16 protein-coding genes and 1 riboswitch are annotated in these 19,263 nt (G+C 72.5%); of the genes, 7 read left to right on the plus strand and 9 right to left on the minus strand.

Translation table 11 applies throughout. The annotated features are described in order from the left end of the window. Positions 1–165: riboswitch (cyclic di-AMP (ydaO/yuaA leader) on the minus strand. A 191-nt stretch (positions 166–356) separates the two neighbouring features. Then, complete coding sequence (locus tag IE258_RS34100) at positions 357–1,745, minus strand: M16 family metallopeptidase (RefSeq protein ID WP_189749659.1); 1,389 nt, start codon at positions 1,743–1,745, stop codon at positions 357–359. Next, positions 1,742–3,094: a M16 family metallopeptidase gene (locus tag IE258_RS34105; RefSeq protein WP_189749660.1), complete on the minus strand. Its 1,353-nt coding sequence runs from the start codon at positions 3,092–3,094 to the stop codon at positions 1,742–1,744. Before IE258_RS34105 ends, IE258_RS34100 begins: the two co-directional genes overlap by 4 nt. Before the next feature lie 369 nt (positions 3,095–3,463). Between IE258_RS34105 and IE258_RS34110 the strand changes: the two genes are divergently transcribed. Continuing rightward, entirely contained in the window at positions 3,464–5,920 is a 2,457-nt protein-coding gene (locus tag IE258_RS34110) for a DNA gyrase/topoisomerase IV subunit A (RefSeq protein ID WP_189749662.1), read from the plus strand. Positions 5,921–5,927: 7 nt separating this feature from the next. Here the strand turns inward: IE258_RS34110 and IE258_RS34115 are convergent, their stop codons facing one another. Further along, positions 5,928–7,037 (minus strand): CobW family GTP-binding protein, encoded by a 1,110-nt coding sequence (locus IE258_RS34115; protein WP_189749663.1) that lies wholly within the window; start codon positions 7,035–7,037, stop codon positions 5,928–5,930. Between the two features lie 287 nt (positions 7,038–7,324). On the opposite strand from IE258_RS34115, the gene IE258_RS34120 reads away from it, so the two are divergent. Both IE258_RS34120 and IE258_RS34125 read left to right on the plus strand, forming a co-directional pair. Next, positions 7,325–7,855: a DUF6082 family protein gene (locus IE258_RS34120; RefSeq protein ID WP_159327991.1), complete on the plus strand. Its 531-nt coding sequence runs from the start codon at positions 7,325–7,327 to the stop codon at positions 7,853–7,855. A gap of 116 nt (positions 7,856–7,971) precedes the next feature. After that, the gene (locus tag IE258_RS34125; RefSeq protein WP_189749664.1) at positions 7,972–8,208 is read left to right on the plus strand and encodes a hypothetical protein; all 237 of its coding nucleotides are present in this window, start codon (positions 7,972–7,974) and stop codon (positions 8,206–8,208) included. A gap of 138 nt (positions 8,209–8,346) precedes the next feature. Here the strand turns inward: IE258_RS34125 and IE258_RS34130 are convergent, their stop codons facing one another. Next, positions 8,347–9,519: a citrate synthase/methylcitrate synthase gene (locus IE258_RS34130; RefSeq protein ID WP_189749666.1), complete on the minus strand. Its 1,173-nt coding sequence runs from the start codon at positions 9,517–9,519 to the stop codon at positions 8,347–8,349. 124 nt (positions 9,520–9,643) lie between these two features. On the opposite strand from IE258_RS34130, the gene IE258_RS34135 reads away from it, so the two are divergent. From IE258_RS34135 to IE258_RS34150, 4 genes are all read left to right on the plus strand, one after another. Beyond that, on the plus strand, positions 9,644–10,909 hold the full coding sequence (locus tag IE258_RS34135; RefSeq protein WP_189749667.1) for a citrate synthase: 1,266 nt from the start codon (positions 9,644–9,646) through the stop codon (positions 10,907–10,909). A gap of 54 nt (positions 10,910–10,963) precedes the next feature. After that, complete coding sequence (locus IE258_RS34140; RefSeq protein ID WP_189749668.1) at positions 10,964–11,908, plus strand: ferredoxin family protein; 945 nt, start codon at positions 10,964–10,966, stop codon at positions 11,906–11,908. Positions 11,909–12,011: 103 nt separating this feature from the next. Beyond that, a complete protein-coding gene (locus tag IE258_RS34145) occupies positions 12,012–13,682 on the plus strand; it encodes an ATP-binding protein (RefSeq protein WP_164460850.1) in 1,671 nt (556 codons plus the stop codon). Beyond that, positions 13,679–14,359, plus strand: coding sequence for a response regulator (locus tag IE258_RS34150; protein ID WP_189749670.1), 681 nt, complete (start codon positions 13,679–13,681; stop codon positions 14,357–14,359). Before IE258_RS34145 ends, IE258_RS34150 begins: the two co-directional genes overlap by 4 nt. A 48-nt stretch (positions 14,360–14,407) precedes the next feature. On the opposite strand, the gene IE258_RS34155 is transcribed toward IE258_RS34150, so the two are convergent. From IE258_RS34155 to IE258_RS34175, 5 genes are all read right to left on the minus strand, one after another. After that, entirely contained in the window at positions 14,408–16,000 is a 1,593-nt protein-coding gene (locus tag IE258_RS34155) for a monocarboxylic acid transporter (RefSeq protein ID WP_189749672.1), read from the minus strand. After that, positions 15,997–16,590, minus strand: a complete 594-nt coding sequence (locus IE258_RS34160; RefSeq protein ID WP_189749673.1) for a DUF485 domain-containing protein — start codon at positions 16,588–16,590, stop codon at positions 15,997–15,999. Before IE258_RS34160 ends, IE258_RS34155 begins: the two co-directional genes overlap by 4 nt. Before the next feature lie 69 nt (positions 16,591–16,659). Beyond that, positions 16,660–17,361, minus strand: coding sequence for a response regulator transcription factor (locus IE258_RS34165; RefSeq protein ID WP_159327984.1), 702 nt, complete (start codon positions 17,359–17,361; stop codon positions 16,660–16,662). Continuing rightward, the gene (locus tag IE258_RS34170; protein WP_189749675.1) at positions 17,358–18,512 is read right to left on the minus strand and encodes a sensor histidine kinase; all 1,155 of its coding nucleotides are present in this window, start codon (positions 18,510–18,512) and stop codon (positions 17,358–17,360) included. Before IE258_RS34170 ends, IE258_RS34165 begins: the two co-directional genes overlap by 4 nt. Further along, positions 18,509–19,033: a DUF1453 domain-containing protein gene (locus IE258_RS34175; RefSeq protein ID WP_189749676.1), complete on the minus strand. Its 525-nt coding sequence runs from the start codon at positions 19,031–19,033 to the stop codon at positions 18,509–18,511. The genes IE258_RS34170 and IE258_RS34175 overlap by 4 nt, the downstream gene beginning before the upstream one ends. Between the last annotated feature and the right edge of the window lie 230 nt (positions 19,034–19,263).

A 19,263-nucleotide genomic window follows, 5' to 3' on the forward strand; every position in this document is an offset into this window, starting at 1 on the left:
CCTTTCCTTCCCTCTCGCCTACCGGGTTAGCTGACGGGTTCGGAGGTGGAAGGTCTCCTACGGACCCCCTCGCTGCGCGCGCGGGCGTCCGATTCACCCCAGGGACTGCGGTGGGTCCCCGGCTCCCCTGGCTCGCGCCGTACGGGGACTCGGCGATGACTGTCCGGTGCCGCGGGTGCGGCGCACTGCCTGACGAACAGCCCGGAAGACGCTAAACGCGGCTGCGTTCAATCCTCAAACGCAACAGGCCTTTTGTAGCGCACGCCACAGGGCAGACGGGCAGCCACTCCCCCAATCCGGACAAACGGCGGCCCTGGTGACACTCCGGTCACCAGGGCCGCCGCACGCGCGTGCCGCTACTCGGCCGCCACCACGGTGACTTCGCCGATGCCCAGGGCCTCGACGGGCTCCTTGATCTGCGCCGCGTCGCCGACGAGGACCGTCACGAGGCGGTCCACCGGGAAGGCGTTCACGACCGCCGCGGTGGCCTCCACGGTGCCCGTGGCGGCGAGTTGACGGTAGAGCGTGGCCTGGAAGTCGTCGGGCAGGTGCTGCTCGACCTGGTCGGCGAGCGTGTCCGCCACGGCCGCCGCCGTCTCGTACTTCAGCGGCGCCACGCCCACCAGGTTCTGCACGGCCACGTCGCGCTCGGCGTCGGTGAGCCCCTCGGCGGCGAGCTTGCGCAGCACCGTCCACAGGTCCTCCAGGGCAGGACCGGTGTTGGGGGTGTCGACGGACCCGCTGATGGCGAGCATCGCGGCGCCCGTGCCGTCCGGCGCGGACCGCAGGACCTGGCCGAACGCCCGGACGCCGTAGGTGTAGCCCTTCTCCTCGCGCAGGACGCGGTCCAGGCGCGAGGTGAGGGTGCCACCGAGGCAGTACGTGCCGAGCACCTGCGCGGGCCACACGCGGTCGTGCCGGTCGGCGCCGGTGCGGCCGATCAGCAGCTGCGTCTGGACGGCGCCGGGACGGTCCACGATGACGACCCGGCCGCGGTCGTCGGCGGTCACCGCGGGCACGGGGCGCGGCTCGGCGGCCGAGCCGGTCCAGGCCCCCAGGGTGTCGCCGAGCAGCGCGTCCAGGTCGACGCCGGTGAGGTCGCCGACGACCACCGCGGTGGCCGTGGCGGGGCGGACGTGGCGCTCGTAGAAGGCGCGTACGGCCGCCGAGTCGATGGCCGCGACCGTCTCCTCGGTGCCCTGGCGCGGGCGCGACATGCGCGCCTCGGCCGGGAACAACTCCTTGGAGAGCTCCTTGGCGGCGCGCCGGGCGGGGTTGGCCAGCTCGTGCGGGATCTCGTCGAGCCGGTTGCGCACCAGCCGTTCGACCTCGCCGTCCGCGAAGGCAGGCGCCCTGAGGGCGTCGGCGAGCAGTCCGAGGGCCTTGGCGAGGCGGGAGGCGGGCACCTCCAGGCTCAGCCGGACACCGGGGTGGTCGGCGTGCGCGTCGAGGGTGGCGCCGCAGCGCTCCAGCTCGGCGGCGAAGTCCTCGGCGGAGTGCTTGTCGGTGCCCTCGGAGAAGGCACGCGCCATGATCGTGGCCACGCCGTCCAGACCGGCCGGCTCGGCGTCCAGGGGCGCGTCGAGGAGCACCTCGACGGCGACGACCTGCTGGCCGGGGCGGTGGCAGCGCAGCACGGTCAGGCCGTTGTCGAGGCTGCCGCGCTCGGGGGCGGGGAACGCCCACGGCTTGGGCTCGCCGGCCTGCGGCTGGGCGTGGAATTCCATGGTGGCGAGCTCGGTCACTTGGCCGCCTCCTCGTTCTCGTCGGTGGCGTCGGTCTCGTCGGCGGGGGCGGTGGGCTCGTAGACGAGCACCGCGCGGTTGTCGGGGCGCAGGCGGGCCTTGGCGACCTCCTGGACCTCCTCCGCGGTCACCTCGAGCACCCGCTGCACGGCGGTGAGGGCGAGCTGCGGGTCGCCGAACAGGACGGCGTACCGGCACAGTTCGTCCGCGCGACCCGCGACCGTGCCCAGGCGGTCCAGCCACTCGCGCTCGAGCTGGGCCTGGGCGCGCTCCATCTCCTCGGCCGTGGGGCCGTCCTCGGCGAACCGGGCCAGCTCCTCGTCGATGGCCGTCTCGATGACCGGCACCTCGACGTCGCCGGACGTCTTCACGTCCAGCCACCCCAGGGAGGGCGCCCCGGCGAGCCGGAGCAGGCCGAACCCGGCGGCGACGGCGGTGCGGTCGCGGCGTACGAGGCGGTTGTACAGGCGGGACGACTCGCCGCCGCCCAGGACGGTCAGGGCCAGGTCGGCCGCGTCGGACGCGCGCGTGCCGTCCTCCGGCAGGCGGTAGGCGGCCATCAGCGCGCGGGCCGGGACCTCCTCCTCGACGATCTCGCGCAGCTGCCCGCCCATGACGTCGGGCAGCGAACCGTCCCGGGGAGGCTGCTTGCCGTCGTGCGAGGCGATGGAGCCGAAGTACTTCTCGATCCAGGCCAGCGTCTGCTCCGGGTCGATGTCGCCGACGACCGACAGCACCGCGTTGTTCGGCGCGTAGTAGGTGCGGAAGAACGCGCGCGCGTCCTCCAGCGTCGCCGCGTCCAGGTCCGCCATCGAGCCGATCGGCGTGTGGTGGTAGGGGTGGCCCTCCGGGTAGGCGAGGGCGGTCAGCTTCTCGAACGCCGTGCCGTAGGGGACGTTGTCGTAGCGCTGGCGGCGTTCGTTCTTGACGACGTCGCGCTGGTTCTCCATCGACTCCTCGTCCAGGGCGGCCAGCAGGGAGCCCATGCGGTCGGCCTCCAGCCAGAGGGCGAGCTCCAGCTGGTGGGCGGGCATGGTCTCGAAGTAGTTGGTCCGCTCGAAGCTGGTGGTGCCGTTGAGCGAGCCGCCGGCGCCCTGCACCAGCTCGAAGTGGCCGTTGCCCTTGACCTGGGCGGAGCCCTGGAACATGAGGTGCTCGAAAAGGTGAGCCAGGCCGGTGCGCCCCTTGACCTCGTGGCGCGAGCCGACGTCGTACCAGAGGCACACCGCCGCGACCGGGGTCAGGTGGTCCTCGGAGAGCACCACGCGCAGGCCGTTGGCCAGGCGGTGCTCGGTCGCTGTCAGGCCGCCGGAGCCTGCCTGGGCTGTGGCCGTGTGACCCATGGGCATGTACGTCCCTTCGATCGCGGAATTCCCGGTGGGACCACGGGGTGGACCACCGGGTGGAATCACTGGGCGGAACTGCGGAATCCCGCCGGTCCTGCCACTGTATGCAAGCGTGCGGGCCACCGGTGGAGTTCCCGGACCTCGTACGCCGAGAGCGAGAACGCGGTTGACCGTGGACGGGAACGCGGGTGGCCGAGGGCGGGAACGCCGTTGGCGGGCCGTCGGGGACGCGGGTGCGGAACGAGGGCGTACCCTGCGGGCAGCGCCGGGCCGGGCAGCCCGTGACGGGTCCTGGTCGGTCGCTGTCAGTGCCGCAGTCCACAATGGACGGCGTCAGATCACCGTTCACGCTTCAGCAAGGAGCCGGCAGCGATGGCCCGCCGTAGTACGAAGACCCCGCCGCCCGACGACTCGTACGAGGAGAAGATCCTCGACATCGACGTCGTCGACGAGATGCAGGGCTCCTTCCTCGAGTACGCGTACTCGGTCATCTACTCCCGTGCGCTGCCGGACGCCCGCGACGGCCTCAAGCCGGTGCACCGGCGCATCGTCTACCAGATGAACGAGATGGGCCTGCGGCCCGAGCGCAGCTACGTGAAGTGCGCCCGTGTCGTCGGCGAGGTCATGGGCAAGCTGCACCCGCACGGCGACGCGTCGATCTACGACGCCCTGGTCCGCATGGCCCAGTCGTTCTCGATGCGCGTGCCCCTGGTGGACGGCCACGGCAACTTCGGCTCGCTGGGCAACGACGACCCGCCGGCCGCGATGCGGTACACGGAGTGCCGGATGGCCGAGGCCGCCGGCCTGATGACGGAGTCCATCGACGAGGACACCGTCGACTTCGCCCCGAACTACGACGGCCAGGAGCAGGAGCCGGTGGCCCTGCCCGCCGCCTTCCCGAACCTGCTGGTCAACGGCGCCTCGGGCATCGCGGTCGGCATGGCCACGAACATGCCGCCGCACAACCTGCGCGAGGTGATCGCGGCGGCCCGGCACCTTATCCGGTACCCGAACGCGGACCTGGACGCGCTGATGAAGCACGTTCCGGGCCCCGACCTGCCCACCGGCGGCCGCATCGTCGGCCTGCCCGGCATCCGGGACGCATACGAGACGGGCCGCGGCACCTTCAAGATCCGAGCGACGGTGTCCGTGGAGACGGTGACGGCCCGCCGCAAGGGTCTCGTCGTCACCGAGCTGCCCTTCGCGGTCGGCCCGGAGAAGGTCATCTCGAAGATCAAGGACCTGGTCGGCGCGAAGAAGATCCAGGGCATCGCGGACGTCAAGGACCTCACCGACCGGGCCCACGGACTGCGCCTGGTCATCGAGATCAAGAACGGCTTCGTGCCGGAGGCGGTCCTGGAGCAGCTCTACAAGCTGACGGCCATGGAGGAGTCCTTCGGCATCAACAACGTCGCCCTGGTCGACGGCCAGCCCCTCACCCTGGGCCTCAAGGAGCTGCTCGAGGTCTATCTCGACCACCGCTTCACCGTCGTCAGGCGCCGCAGCGAGTTCCGCCGCAGCAAGAAGCGCGACCGGCTGCACCTGGTGGAGGGCCTGCTCACCGCCCTGGTCGACATCGACGAGGTCATCCGGCTCATCCGCTCCAGCGAGAACTCGGCGCAGGCCAAGCAGCGCCTGATGGAGCGCTTCTCACTGAGCGACGTGCAGACGCAGTACATCCTGGACACGCCGCTGCGCCGGCTCACCAAGTACGACCGCATCGAGCTGGAGTCCGAGAAGGACCGGCTGAACGCGGAGATCGAGGAGCTGACCCGCATCCTCGACTCGGACGCCGAGCTGCGCAAGCTGGTCTCGGCCGAACTGGCGGCGGTGGCGAAGAAGTTCGGCACCGACCGCCGTACGACGCTGCTGGAGTCGGGCGGCGCCCCGGTCGCCGCCGTGCCGCTCCAGGTGGCGGACGACCCGTGCCGGGTGCTGCTGTCGTCGACGGGCCTGCTGGCCCGCACCGCGAACGACGAGCCCCTCGTCACGGAGGCGGGTGCCAAGCGGGTCAAGCACGACCTGATCGTCTCGGCGGTGCCGGCCACGGCGCGCGGCGAGGTGGGCGTGGTGACGTCCGCGGGGCGGCTGCTGCGGGTGAACGTCGTGGACCTGCCCCAGCTCCCCGAGGCCATGGCGACGCCGAACCTGGCGGGCGGCGCGCCGCTGGCCGAGTTCGTGTCCCTGGAGGACGACGAGGACGTCGTCTGCCTGACCACGCTGGACGAGTCGTCGCCGGGGCTCGCGCTGGGCACGGAACAGGGCGTCGTCAAGCGGGTGGTGCCCGACTACCCCTCCAACAAGGACGAGTTGGAGGTCATCACCCTCAAGGAGGGCGACCGCATCGTCGGCGGGGTCGAGCTGCGCACCGGTGACGAGGACCTGGTCTTCATCACGGACGACGCCCAGCTGCTGCGCTACCAGGCCTCGCAGGTCCGCCCGCAGGGCCGTCCGGCGGGCGGTGTGGCGGGCGTCAAGCTGGCCGACGGCGCGAAGGTCATCTCCTTCACGGCGGTGGACCCGGCGGCGGACGCGGTGGTCTTCACGGTGGCCGGATCGCGGGGCACGCTGGACGACTCCGTGCAGACCACGGCCAAGCTCACGCCGTTCGACCAGTATCCGCGCAAGGGCCGTGCCACGGGCGGTGTGCGCTGCCAGCGCTTCCTGAAGGGCGAGGACTGCCTGGCCTTCGCCTGGGCGGGCGCGACCCCGGCCCTCGCCGCGCAGAAGAACGGCACGCCGGCCCAGCTCCCGGACATCGACCCGCGCCGCGACGGCTCGGGCGTGTCGCTGCCGAAGACGGTGTCGGTGGTGGCGGGCCCGGCATAGGGAGCCGCTAGGGGGTGTCCGGCGGCTCCTCGCCGTCGGGCACGTAGCGCAGGACGCCCCACATGCCGTGCTCGTCGGCGGGCGGGGCGTCGGTGTCCCGGCGGCACGCGTCGAGTTCCGCGTCGAGGGCCGCCGTGTCGATGCCGGTGCCGATGAGGACGAGTTGGGTGTGACGGGCGCCGGCGGTGGCGGCGGTGTCGTCGGCGGCGGTCTCGTCGACGGCGGACGTCCAGGGCTCCGGGTAGAAGCGCAGGAAGCGTCCGACGGCGTGGACGGCGTACCGGTTCAGCGTGTCGTGGGGGCCGAAGTCGACGTACCCCTTGATGCGGTAGAGACCCTCGGGCCGGCTGTCGAGGAAGCGCATGAGCCGGCGCGGGTCGAGCGGGCGGTCGGAGACGAACGAAAGGGTGTCGTAGGCGGCGTGCAGGTGCCCGGGGTGTGCGCCGCCCTCGCCGCTCTCCGCCTGGTCGTGCAGGTCGTCGAAGGACAGCTGCCCCACCCGCTCCTCGCTGGGCCGGCAATCGTAGAGGAACTCGGGGTCGATGCGGCCGTAGGTCGCGGGCACGACGGCGGCGCCGTCGGCCAGGGAGTGCACGAGGGCGAGGACGCGCTCGGCGTCCTGGGCCCGGTCGGTCTTGTTGACCACGACCAGGTCGGCGAGGGCCAGGTGCCGGTCGACCTCGGGATGCTTGGCACGGGTGTCGTCGAACTCGGCGGCGTCGACGACCTCGACGAGCCCGCCGTAGACGACCCGTGGTTGCCCGCTGGCGAGCAGCATGCGGACCAGTTCCTGCGGTTCGGCCAGGCCGCTGGCCTCGATGACGATCACGTCGATGCCTGCCTCGGGACGGGAGAGCCGTTCCAGGTACCCGTCGAGCTCACTCGCGTCCACGGCGCAGCACAGGCATCCGTTGCCGAGGGAAACGGTGGAGTCGCCGAGGGCGCCCGCGACGGCCATCGCGTCGATCTCGATCGACCCGAAGTCGTTGACGACGGCGCCGATACGGCTGCCTCCGCTGCGGTGCAGGAGGTGGTTGAGCAGGGTGGTCTTCCCGGAGCCGAGGAACCCGGCGAGTACGACGACCGGGATCTGCTGCGGAGTCGGGCGCTGCCCCACCGTGCGACCTCTCTCTCCCTCACGCGTACAGAATCGCCTGCTCAGGATACGATCCGCCGCGGGCGGCACGAAGTGAACGATTGTTAGCAGCGTGCGCGGGGCAGACGTTTTCCAAGGCGCCGGACCGTGCGACCCTCGCTTCCCTCCGTGCGCCTCCTCTCCGCCTCCCCGTCGATCAGCGCCGCTCGGCACTCTGGAGGCGGCAAGCGCCGCCCATCGCTCGCCGGTCCCCGTCAGCCGACCCGCACTCGACGACCGGCGGGCGGTCGCCTGATTCGGGGGTTGACATGGTCACACGAAAGAAGATCACGGGGAGGTTCGGCTCCGCCGCGGCCGGCATGCTGCTGGCCGCGCGGCAGCGGCGGCTGGACAGGGCACGTCTGTACGAGCGTCGGCTGCGGCTGGAGGAGCTGGCGCTCCGGCGCGAGGCACTGCGGCATCAGCAGCGCATGCACTGGGAGTTGCTGACCAGGGCGCTCGACGACCCTGCGCTGGCGGAGGTCATCGACACGTACGACAAGAGCATCCCGGCGCAGAAACGACGTCAGTTCTTCTACGCGAACGCGTGGTACGTCAACCTCTACCACCTCCACCAGGCGGGGGTCCTGGACCAGGAGGAGTTGTTCGGGCACTTGCGCGAGCTGTTCCAGACGCCGCTGATGCGGGAGTACTGGGAGGCTTCGAGGGAACACCGGGCGTCGTTCCCGGCCACGTCCGTCGAGTCGCGTGTCGGCACCATGGTGGACGGTCTCCTCAAGGACCTGGACGAAGCCGACACGGACGAGTGGTGGGTGGTGGGAACCCCGCCGTCCGACTGAGGTGCTCCGAACCGGTCACGCTTCTCGGGAGTCTTCGCCCTGTGGGGCACACCGGCCCCGCAGATCCCAGTAACGTGCTCCCAGCACAATGGCCAACCCAGAAGGACCGGTACCCCTTGAAAATCGTGCGCCGCATCGGTGTGCCTCCAAGCTCGCGCGGCAGTACCTCGGGAGCAAGCTGTCCGGACCTCTTCGAGCTGAGCGACGGCAATTTCGCCGTCATCGGCACCGAAGCGACCGAGACCCTGCAGGGTGAACTCCCCGCCGATGCCTCCCGTGCGGACTACGAGCGCATCGTGGTCGTCAGCCGGGAGACCCTCATCCGGGCCAAGGCGGACATCCCGGACGCCTGACGTCAACCGTGTCTCCGGCCGTATCCACCGACGACGGCGCACGGACCCACCACCGGCGAGCAACCCGGCACCCCGTCCTTGCTCGACGCTCCCCCGACCAGGCCTGGCGCCCGAACGGCACCAGGCCGCTCGTGTCTCTCAGGCCACCGCGGGCACCCTCATCGGCGCTCCGGGCCCCACGTACCGTGCCGCGGGGCGGATGATCTTCGAGTCGCGCGCCTGTTCCAGGATGTTCGCGCTCCAGCCCACCACCCGCGCCGCCGCGAACGTGGGCGTGAACATCTCGCGGGGCAGGCCGCACAGTTCCATGACCACGCCCGCGTAGAACTCCACGTTGGTGTGCAGTTCGCGTCCCGGCTTCAGCTCCGCGAGGATCTCCTCCACCTGCCGCTCCACCTCGACGGCGAACTCCACGCGCGGTCCGCCGAAGCTCTGCGCCACCTCCCGGAGCATCCGTGAGCGCGGATCCTCCGTGCGGTAGACCGCGTGACCGAAACCCATGATGCGGTCACCGGCCAGCACCCGCTCCCGGATCCAGGCGTCGATGCGGTCGGGGGTGCCGATCGCGTCCAGGGTGTCCAGCGCCCGGCTGGGCGCGCCGCCGTGCAGCGGGCCGGACAACGCCGACACCGCGCCGGCCAGGCAGGCCGCCACATCCGCACCCGTCGACGCGATGACCCGCGCGGTGAAGGTGGACGCGTTGAACCCGTGGTCAATGGTGGAGATCAGGTACTGCTCGATCGCCCGCGCGCGAGTCTCGTCCGGCTCCTCACCGGTCAACATGTAGAGGTAGTTCGCGGCGTACGACAGGTCCTCGCGGGGCTCCACAGGCTCCAGTCCCCGCCCCAACCGGTGCAGTGCGGTCAGCAGCGTCGGTACGGCCGCGGCGGCCACCAGGGTGTCCTGCCGACGCCGGGCGTCCGAGAGGTCGTACACCGGTCCGAAGCCCAGGGCGGCGCCCAGCAGGGACAGGCCCGTGCGCATCCCGGAGAGCGGGCCGGAGCGTCCCCCCGCCGCGGCGATGGCGGGCAGGGCGGCGCGCACCGCGTCGGGGAGCCGCCGCAGCGCCGCGGTCTCGGCGGCGAAGGCGGCACCGCGCCGCGTGTCGGGGAGTTCGCCGTGGACCAGGAGATGCCAGACGTCCTCGAAGCCGCGGCTCCGTGCGAGTTCGACGGCCGAGTACTGGCGGTAGTGGTAGAAGCCCTCGAGCCCTCGTACGTCGCCGACCTCGGTCTCGGCCACCACGACACCGGCGAGCCCGCGCGGCACCTCGACGGGCGTTGCGGCGACTGCGGTTCTGTTGACGGACATGATTACCTCCTCGAACTTGACTCAACTGTCCACACTTGACTATGGATCTGTCAATATTGATTGAATCAATGCAAGCCGATATGCCGACTCAACACGAGCCGCCTCCGATCGATACGGTGACCACATGCGCGATCACGAGCCCGACCACCCCGCAGACCGCGAACGGCGCCTGACCACCAGGGAGGCCGCCGAACTGCTCGGGGTGAAGCCCGAGACCGTGTACGCGTACGTCAGCCGCGGCCAGCTCGACAGCCGACGCGCGCCCGGCTCCCGGGGCAGCACCTTCGACGCCGACGAGGTGCGGGCGCTCGCCCGGCGCAACCGGCGCGACGGCGGCACGACCGGGGCGACGGCCGCCGGTCAGGAGCTGACCGTGCGCACCCACCTCACCCTCATCGAGACCGACCGCCTGTACTACCGGGGCGTCGAAGCGGTCGAACTCGCCGCTCGCCACTCCTACGAGGAGGTGGCCGAGTGGCTCTGGACCGGGCAGCTGCGTCCCGGCACCGCCTTCCGGGCCCCCGAAGCCTCCGTGTCCGTCGCCCGCCGCGCCGTCGACGCGCTGCCCGAGCACGCCGGCCCCGCCGACCGGCTCCGCGTCGCCGCGATCGCGGCGGCGGTCGCGGACCCCCTCCGCTTCGACCTGTCGGAGGACGCGGTGCTGGGCACGGCGCGCGTCCTCATCCCCACCCTCGTCGCCGCGCTTCCCCCCGTACTGCGCGACGGACACGACCGGGACCCGATCGCCCACCGCCTGTGGACCCGGCTCAGCGGGCAGGAGGCCGACGAGCCGACGCTGCGGGCGCTGGACACGGCGCTCAGCCTCCTCGCCGACCACGACCTGGCGGCCTCCACGCTCGCCGTGCGCGTCGCCGCGTCGGCGCGGGCGCACGCCTACGCGGCCGTGTCCGCCGGGCTCGGCGTGATCGAGGGACCGCTGCACGGCGCCGCCGGGGGACTCGCACACCGGATGCTGCTGGAGGTCCTCGATCTGGGCAGCGCGGCGCCGGTGGTCGCGGAGGAGCTGCGGGCCGGGCGACGCATCCCGGGGCTGGGACACCGGCTCTACCCCGGCGAGGACCCGCGCGCTCGTGCCCTGTTCGCCCTCCTGGAGGACACCCCCCGGGCCGCGCCCGCACTCGCGGCGGCCCGGGACGTCCAGGCCACCGCCGCCCGCCACACCCCGCTGCACGCCAACGTCGACCTGGCGCTCGCCGTGCTCACCGCATCCTCCGGCATGGCCCCCACCGCGGCCGAGACGATCTTCGCCGTGGCCCGTACGGCGGGCTGGATCGCGCACGCCCTGGAGGAGTACGGGGAGCGCCCGCTGCGGATGCGACCGAGCGGGCTGTACTCGGGTCCGAAGCCGCCGCGGCCACTGCCGGGCTAGTGCTCGGCCGGGGCTGGAAGTCGCCGCGGGTCAAGTCAGGTTAGGCTCACCTCTGTGAGTACGTGCTCAACCGTCTCCTGGGACCTCGACGAGCCCGTTTCGGGCACCGCACCCGTCGCGAGGACCTGGTTGCTGCTCGAACAGCCCGGCCCGTGGGGCGCCAAGGCGCTCACTTCGAGCCACCTGGACACCTCGCTGGGGCGCGCCCTCGACACGGCGGTGAAGGGGACGGGCGTACGCATCGCGCTCGTGCGCCGCCCCGGCCGCCACGCGGACCGGGGCACGCCCGCCGAACGCACGGTGTACGCGGCCCACACCGTGCCTGGACACGGGTGGCTGCACGGCACCACGATCGAGGACCCCGGCCGGCTGCTCGGCCTCGATTTCGCGGCACTCGGCCGGGGCGACCACCACAGCTTCGACTCGGTGCTGGGCGGCCGCCCCCACGCGGGCGATCCGCTCGCCCTCGTCTGCACCAACGGCAAGCGCGACCGGTGCTGCGCCCTCCTCGGGAGGCCCCTCGCGGCCGAGCTCGCCGCCTCCGGAACCGGCGGCGTCTGGGAGGTCACCCATCTGGGCGGCCACCGCTTCTCACCGACGGTGCTCGTGCTGCCCCACGGATACGTCTACGGCCGGGTCCAGGCCCACGCCGTCAAGGAGATCCTGCACAGCGCGCGGGAGGGCCGGATCGTGGTCGAGGGCTGCCGCGGGAACTCCGCGTGGGAGCGCCCCGGCCAGGCGGCCGAGCTGGCCCTGCGGTCGGCCGTCGGCGAGGACACGGCCGAGGCCCTGACCGTCGTACGGACGGACGGTGCCGCACCGCGCTGGGAGGTGACCCTGGCCCACCGCGACGGCCGGCACTGGCGGGTCAACGTCGTACAGGGGGCGTCGGTGCCACCGCGACCGGAGAGCTGCGGGGCGTCGGTGCTGGGCTCGCCGGCGCGGATGGAGGTCACCGCGGTGCGCGCCCTGCCGGTGGCGGCGGCACTGGCGAGCTGATCCCACGGAAAACGCACGCCGTCACGGGAGACGCACGCCCCCGGGGGAGATACGTGCCACACCCCTCTAGGGCATCCCACCGGCCCCACGTACCGTCGTGGCCATGAGCTCCACTCCCCCCGTACGCCGACTGCGCCTGGGCCTGCCGCGGCGGGTGTTCTCCCAGGTGCTGCTGATGCAGCTGGCGATCGCCGCGGGCGTCGCCGTGCTCGCGACCGGGCTGTTCCTGGCGCCGCTCGGCGACCAGCTGGACGACCAGGCGATGCGCCGGGCGCTGGCGATCGCGCAGACCACCGCGCAGCAGCCGCAGGTCGTACGGGACCTGCGGACCACCCGACCGACGGCGAACGGCCCGGTGCAGCGGGAGGCGGAGCGGGTACGGGAGGCCACCAAGGCGGAGTACGTGGTCGTGATGGACCGGCAGGGCGTGCGCTGGTCGCACACGGACCCCGAGCGCATCGGCGAGGTCGTCTCGACCGACCCGGGGCAGGCCCTGGCCGGCCGCGAGGTCATGGAGATCGACGACGGCACCCTGGGCCGCTCCGCGCGCGGGAAGGTGCCGTTGCGCGACGGCGACGGCGAGATCGTCGGGGCGGTCTCGGTCGGCATCGCGTACGACAGCGTCCGGGCGCGGCTGATCCACGCCATCCCCGGTCTGTTCGCGTACGCCGGCGGCGCGCTGGCCGTCGGCGCCCTGGCGTCCTGGATCATCTCGCGCCGGGTACAGCGGCAGACCCGTGACCTGGCGTTCTCCGACATCGCGGGGCTGCTGGCGGAGCGTGAGGCCATGTTGCACGGCATCCGGGAGGGTGTCGTCGCCCTGGACCGCGGCGGCCGGGTGCGCCTGCTCAACGACGAGGCGCAGCGCCTGCTGGGCATCGGCGCCGAGGCCGTCGGCCGCTCCCCCGTCGAGGCGCTCGGGGCGGGGCGCACGGCCGACGTACTGGCCGGCCGGGTGACCGGCACCGACCTGCTGACCGTGCGCGGCCGGCGGGTCCTGGTCGCCAACCGGATGCCCACCGACGACGGCGGCGCCGTCGCCACGCTGCGCGACCGCACCGAGCTGGAGCAGCTCGGCCGGGAACTGGACTCCACGCGCGGACTGATCGACGCGCTGCGCGCACAGGACCACGAGCACGCCAACCGCATGCACACCCTGCTGGGGTTGCTCGAACTGGAGATGTACGACGACGCCGTGGAGTTCGTCGGCGAGGTGGTCGGCGACCACCGGGTCACCGCGGAACAGATCACCGAGCGGATCCAGGACCCCCTGCTCGCCGCGCTGCTGGTCGGCAAGGCCACCGTCGCGGCCGAACGCGGAGTCGCCCTGTGGGTCTCGGACCGCACGCGGCTGCCGGACCGCCTGGTCGATCCCCGGGGGCTCGTCACGATCGTCGGCAACCTGGTCGACAACGCTCTCGACGCCGTCGCGGGGACGCCGCACGCGCGCGTGGAGGTCGAACTGCGTGCCCGGGGGCGCGCCGCCACGCTCACGGTGCGCGACACGGGCCCCGGGATCCCGGTGGACCACCGGGAGCTGGTGTTCACCGAGGGCTGGTCCACCAAGGAGCCGCCGGCCCACCGCGAGCGCGGCATCGGACTGCCGCTGGTGCGCCGCCTCGCCGAACGGCAGGGCGGCAGCGCGACCGTCGGGGAGGCGTACGGCGGCGGCGCCGAGTTCGTCGTCGTCCTCCCGGAGGCACTGACCGAAGCGGCCCCGGAACCCGCCCTCACCGCCCCCGTGACCACCGCCGCCGAGGAGGAGTCCCGATGATCGAGGTCCTGGTCGTGGACGACGACACGCGTGTCGCGCGCGTCAACGCCGCGTACGTCGAGAAGGTCCCCGGCTTCCACGTCGCCGCCGAGGCGCACAGTGCGCTGGAGGCACTGGCCGCGGTGGAGCGGCTGCCCCGCCTGGACCTGATCCTGCTGGACCACTACCTGCCCGACCGGACCGGTCTGGAGGTCGTCCAGGAGATGCGGCGGCGGGGACGCCAGACCGACGTGATCATGGTGACGGCCGCCCGGGACGTGTCGACCGTGCAGGCGGCGATGCGCCAGGGGGCACTGCAGTACCTGGTGAAACCGTTCGCCTTCGCCGGTCTGCGCGCCAAACTGCAGGCGTACGCCGAACTGCGCCGCACCCTCGACGGGGGCGGTGAGGCGGAACAGGCCGAGGTCGACCGGATCTTCGGCGCCCTGTCGGCACCCTCCGAACCCGGGCTCCCCAAGGGCCACTCCCCCGCCACCGCCGAGTCGGTGCGCCAGTGCCTGCTGACGGCCGACGGGCCGCTCTCCGCCCAGGAGATCGCGGAGCGGACCGGCGTGAGCCGCCAGACCGCACAGCGCTACCTGAAACTGCTGGAACGCACCGGGCGGGCCGTCCTGACCCTCAAGTACGGCGAGGCGGGCCGCCCCGAGCACCGCTACGCGTGGGCGACCCGCACCTGAGACGACCGCGGTGCACCGGGGCGCGCCGGGGCCCGGGGGACGCAGTCCCTACACGGCCCCCGCCCCGGTCAGTGAGCGCACCTCGGTCTCGGCGTGCCTGGCCTCGTCCGGGGCCTCCGGCGAGGTGACCGTGCCCAGCCAGCCGGCGACGAAGCCCAGCGGGATCGAGACGAGCCCCGGGTTCTGCAGCGGGAAGTACTGGAAGTCGAGGCCGGAGAAGAGCGACTGCGGGCTGCCCGAGACCACCGGGGACAGCAGCACGAGCACCACGGACGGCACCAGACCGCCGTAGACCGCCCACACCGCGCCGCGTGTGGTGAAGCCGCGCCAGAACAGCGAGTAGAGCAGCACCGGCAGATTGGCGGAGGCCGCCACGGCGAAGGCGAGGCCCACCAGGAAGGCGACGTTGAGGTCACGGGCGAGCAGACCGAGCCCGATCGCGACGGCGCCGATGCCGACGGCGGCGACCCGCGCCACGGCGACCTCGCTGCGCGGCCTGGAGTGGCGGCGCCGCAAGGACACGTACAGGTCGTGGGCCACGGACGCCGAGGATGCCAGGGTGATGCCGGCGACCACCGCGAGGATGGTGGCGAACGCGACGGCGGCGACGACCGCGAACAGGACCGTCCCGCCGGTGGACTGCGCGCCGCCGCCCAGGTCGAGGGCGAGCAGCGGCACCGCGGTGTTCCCGGCGGCGTTCGACGCGCGTACGGCGTCCGGCCCGACCAGGGCGGCGGCACCGAAACCGAGCACGATCGTCATCAGGTAGAAGCCACCGATGAGACCGATCGACCAGACCACGGACCGCCTCGCCGCCCGGGCGGTGGGCACGGTGTAGAAGCGGGACAGGATGTGCGGCAGCCCGGCCGTGCCCAGGACCAGGGCGAGCCCCAGGCTGATGAAGTCGAAGCGGGAGACCCAGTCCCCGCCGTACGCCAGGCCGGGGGCGAGGAACGCGTCGCCGTGGCCGCTGCGTTCGGCCGCCGTGCGCAGCAGCCGGTCGACGTCGCCGTGGAAGCGCACCAGGACGAGCGTGGTCAGCACCACGGTGCCACCGAGCAGCAGGACCGCCTTCACGATCTGGATCCAGGTGGTGGCCCTCATCCCGCCGAGCGACACGTAGATCACCATGAGGGCGCCGACGCCGATGACGGTCCACGTCCGCGCCGCCTCGGTCGTCCCGCCCAGCAGCAGTGCGACGAGGCTGCCCGCGCCCACCATCTGCGCCACGAGGTACAGGATCGAGACGGTGACCGAGGAGGTCCCCGCAGCGATCCGAACCGGTCGCTCCCTCATACGGGCGGCGACGACGTCGGCGAGGGTGAACCGACCGCAGTTGCGGACCAGTTCGGCGACGAGGAACAGGACGACCAGCCAGGCCACCAGGAAGCCCACCGAGTAGAGCATGCCGTCGTAGCCGTAGAGGGCGATGAGCCCCGAGATGCCGAGGAAGGAGGCGGCCGACATGTAGTCGCCGGAGATGGCAAAACCATTCTCCATCGGTGAGAAGAGACGGCCGCCCGCGTAGAACTCCTCCGCGGATCCCTGCCGGTGGCGGCCCACCCAGGTGGTGATCCCGAGCGTGACGGCGACGAAGGTGCTGAACAGCAGCAGGGCCAGCGTCTGGTGATCGCCCGTCACGACACGCCGCCCTGCATCCCGCGCGTCAGCTCCTGGGTGTCCCAGCGCAGTTCGAGTGCGGTCCGGTCCCTGCGCAGCCGGGCGTGCCGAGCGTAGGCCCAGGTCAGCAGGAAGGTGGTGAGGAACTGCCCGAGCCCGGCGACCATCGCCACGTTCACCGCGCCGGCCACCGGCCGGGCCATCAGGGTGGGCGCCGTCGTGGCGGTGACCACGTAGGCGACGTACCAGAGGAAGAAGGCAGCGACGGCCGGCACCACGAACCTCCGGTACCGGCTGCGGACTTCCTGGAAGGCGGCACTGCGCTGGACCTCCAGGTACACGTCGGCGGCGGCCCGGGGCGGTTCCCCCGTGGCATGCCGACGCGTCGGCGGCACCGTCGGCTCGGCGGCTCCGGGGGCGGCCGACTCGCCCCAGCCGGAGGCCAGGGCGTCGTACCACGGGTCGTCGTAGCGCGGGTCGTGGTACCGCGGGCCGTCGTACGGCGTGCCCGGAGCCGTCTCGACGTAGCCCCCACCGGGCTCCGTGCGGTGGTCGGCCGCGCTTTCGGGACCGCTCCCACCACCGCGGGACCGATCGTTGCTTGACTGCATGCCCAAGGATGGACAGAACGGGAAGATCCCCGACTCTTCTTCCCCAGGCACTTCACCCCATCAGGTGATTCATCCCCCCGGTGGCCGCACCAGCCCCTTCCCATAGGCGTAACGCACCGCCTGCGCACGGTCTTTGATGCCCGTCTTGGCGAACAGGTTGTTGATGTGGGTCTTCACCGTCGCTGTGGAGACCTGCAGCCGGCTCGCGATCTGTGTGTTGTTGAGCCCTTCGGCGATGAGAACCAGCACCTCGGTCTCCCGGGCGGTGAGCCCGTCCGGCGGCTCGGGCGGTCCCGCGCGCCGCGGCTGGGACTCGGTCTGGGCTTCGGACTCGGACAGTCGCTCCAGGAGCCGCCGCTGGATGCTCGGCGCCAGCCCCGCGTCCCCGGACAGGACGCCGTGCACCGCCCGAACGATCTCGTCCCCGCCCGCGTCCTTGGTGAGGTAGCCGCGCGCCCCGGCCCGCAACGCGGGGAACACCGACGCGTCGTCCGCGTACGTCGTGAGCACGACGACCTGCGTCCCGGGGTGTTCGGACCGGATCCGGCGGGTGGCCTCCACCCCGTCGCACCTGGGCATGCGCAGGTCCATCAGGACCACGTCCGGAGCGAGTTCGGCGACGAGCCGGACCGCTTCCTCGCCGTCACCGGCCGCACCCACGACCTCGACACCGGGCAGGAGACCGAGCAGCATCACGATCCCCTCCCGCACAACGGTCTGATCGTCTGCGACCACGACCCGCGCGGGCGTCCTTGCCGGCTCCTCCGTCATACGGGCACCTTCAACGTCACCACGAACCCCTCCTCGCCCGGACCTGCCCGCAGCGAGCCGCCCAGCAACTCGGCACGCTCCCGCATGCCCAGCAGACCGTACCCACCTCCGCTGCCGGTGACTTCGCCCGGCGCGCCTCCAAAGTCCCGCACGTCCAGCGTCACTTCGTGGGCGCCGTAGTCCAGCCGCACCCGCACGCCGGCGCCGGGGGCGTGCCTGCGGGCGTTCGTCAGGGCCTCCTGGGCCACTCTGCGCACGGCCTGTGACGCCTCGGCGGGCAGGGCTCTGCGTTCCCCCGTAATGGTGACCTCCGCGCCGCTCTCCACCGTCTCGACGAGCTGGGCCAGGAAGTCCTCCAGCGGCGTCAGGTCGCCCCGCAGCGCGGACAGCGCCTGCCGGGTCTCGGCGAGTCCGTCGCGGGCCATTCCCCGCGCCGCCACCACCCGGTCCAGGATCTGCTGCCGGTCCGCGTCCCGCTCGATCAGCAACCGGGCCGCCTCCAGGTGCACCATCTGCGCCGAGAGGCTGTGTGCCAGGACGTCGTGGATCTCACGGGCGATACGAGCCCGCTCCGCGAGTGCCGCGGACTCCGCCTCGGCCGCCAGAGCGGCCCGCTCCTGGGCCAGCAGCCGCTGCGCGCTTCCCCGTGCCTCGGCGTCGAGTCGCAGGACGTATCCGGCGAGCGCCAGTCCGCCCGCCGTCGCCACCGTGGTCAGCCATGCGTCGTCGCTGACCACGGCATAGGAGACCAGCGCCACCGAGGTCACGGGCAGCGCGAAGGCGAAGGGCAGCCGCTCCAGGGCCACGACGGCGCAACCGCACCAGATGACCAGTGCGGGACCCTCGAAGCCGACGGACCTGGCCGCGACCGCGATCGCGAGCAGCACCGCGACGAGCGCCAGCGACGGCCACACCCGGTGCGCGAGCGTGGTCCGGAAGAAGCCCCATGCCACGCACACGGCGACCACCAGACCGACGGCCGCCGCCGCCGAGCCCCATCCGTGCAGCCGGCTGCTGGTGAACGCGCCCCACAGGAGCATTCCGAACACCGTCAGCCGCACCGCCCAGGACATGAGCCTGCGGGGTCGGGAGACGCTCTCGGGCAGGAGCGCCTCCCTGGAAGGCCATCTCGTCCACACGTTCTCCGTCATGCGGGCTCCTTCCGGGCGGGCCGGGCCACCGCGTCACGGTACGCGGGACCGGGCGCCGCGGCTGGACGCCGGGTCTGAACGCGCCAGGCCAGGACGCCGGACCGGACCAGCAGGGTCGCCGCGAGAGCGAGCAGCAGGCCGGAGCTGTCCTGCCGCATCCCCAGGACCGCACCGACCCCGTAGAGACCGGCGCGCAGTGCGATGCCCACGGCCCACACCGCGATGCTCGCCCGGGTGCCCCTGCTCCACACGGCGCCGTCGGCCTCGACCCATATCCGGGTGGTCCAGGCCCAGCCGGCGCCGGTGACCAGGCCGACGACCAGCTCGGCGGTGAGCAGCAGGACGGCGGCCGTGTGGTGGTGGGCGTCGATCAGGCCCGGTTCACGCAGCGCGACGACGCCCAGCACCACGGGCAGCACCCACCAGCGCCGGTCGGTGTCGATCCGGCTGGCGCGCAGCTGCCGGGTGATCACCAGGCCGGCCACCGCCGTGATGGCCAATGCGTCGAGGAGCCCGGACATCGTGCCTCCGTGAGCGGAAGAAGGTGATGCCGGCGGCGGTCCCGCCGACGCCTTCGACGCTACGGAAAATGCGACGTCACGGGATCGGAGCCCGGGTGGATCATGGGTGGAGCCGCGCCCCTCACACCGCTCCACCCAGGGGTGGAGAGAGCGGACCGGGACGGCGGTGTGGAACCGGGCCGGGACGGCGGTGTGGGAACCGGGCCGGGACGGCGGCGTGGAACCGAACC

The sequence above is a fragment of the Streptomyces tendae genome, assembly GCF_014650435.1.
Taxonomy (GTDB): Bacteria; Actinomycetota; Actinomycetes; order Streptomycetales; family Streptomycetaceae; genus Streptomyces; species Streptomyces tendae.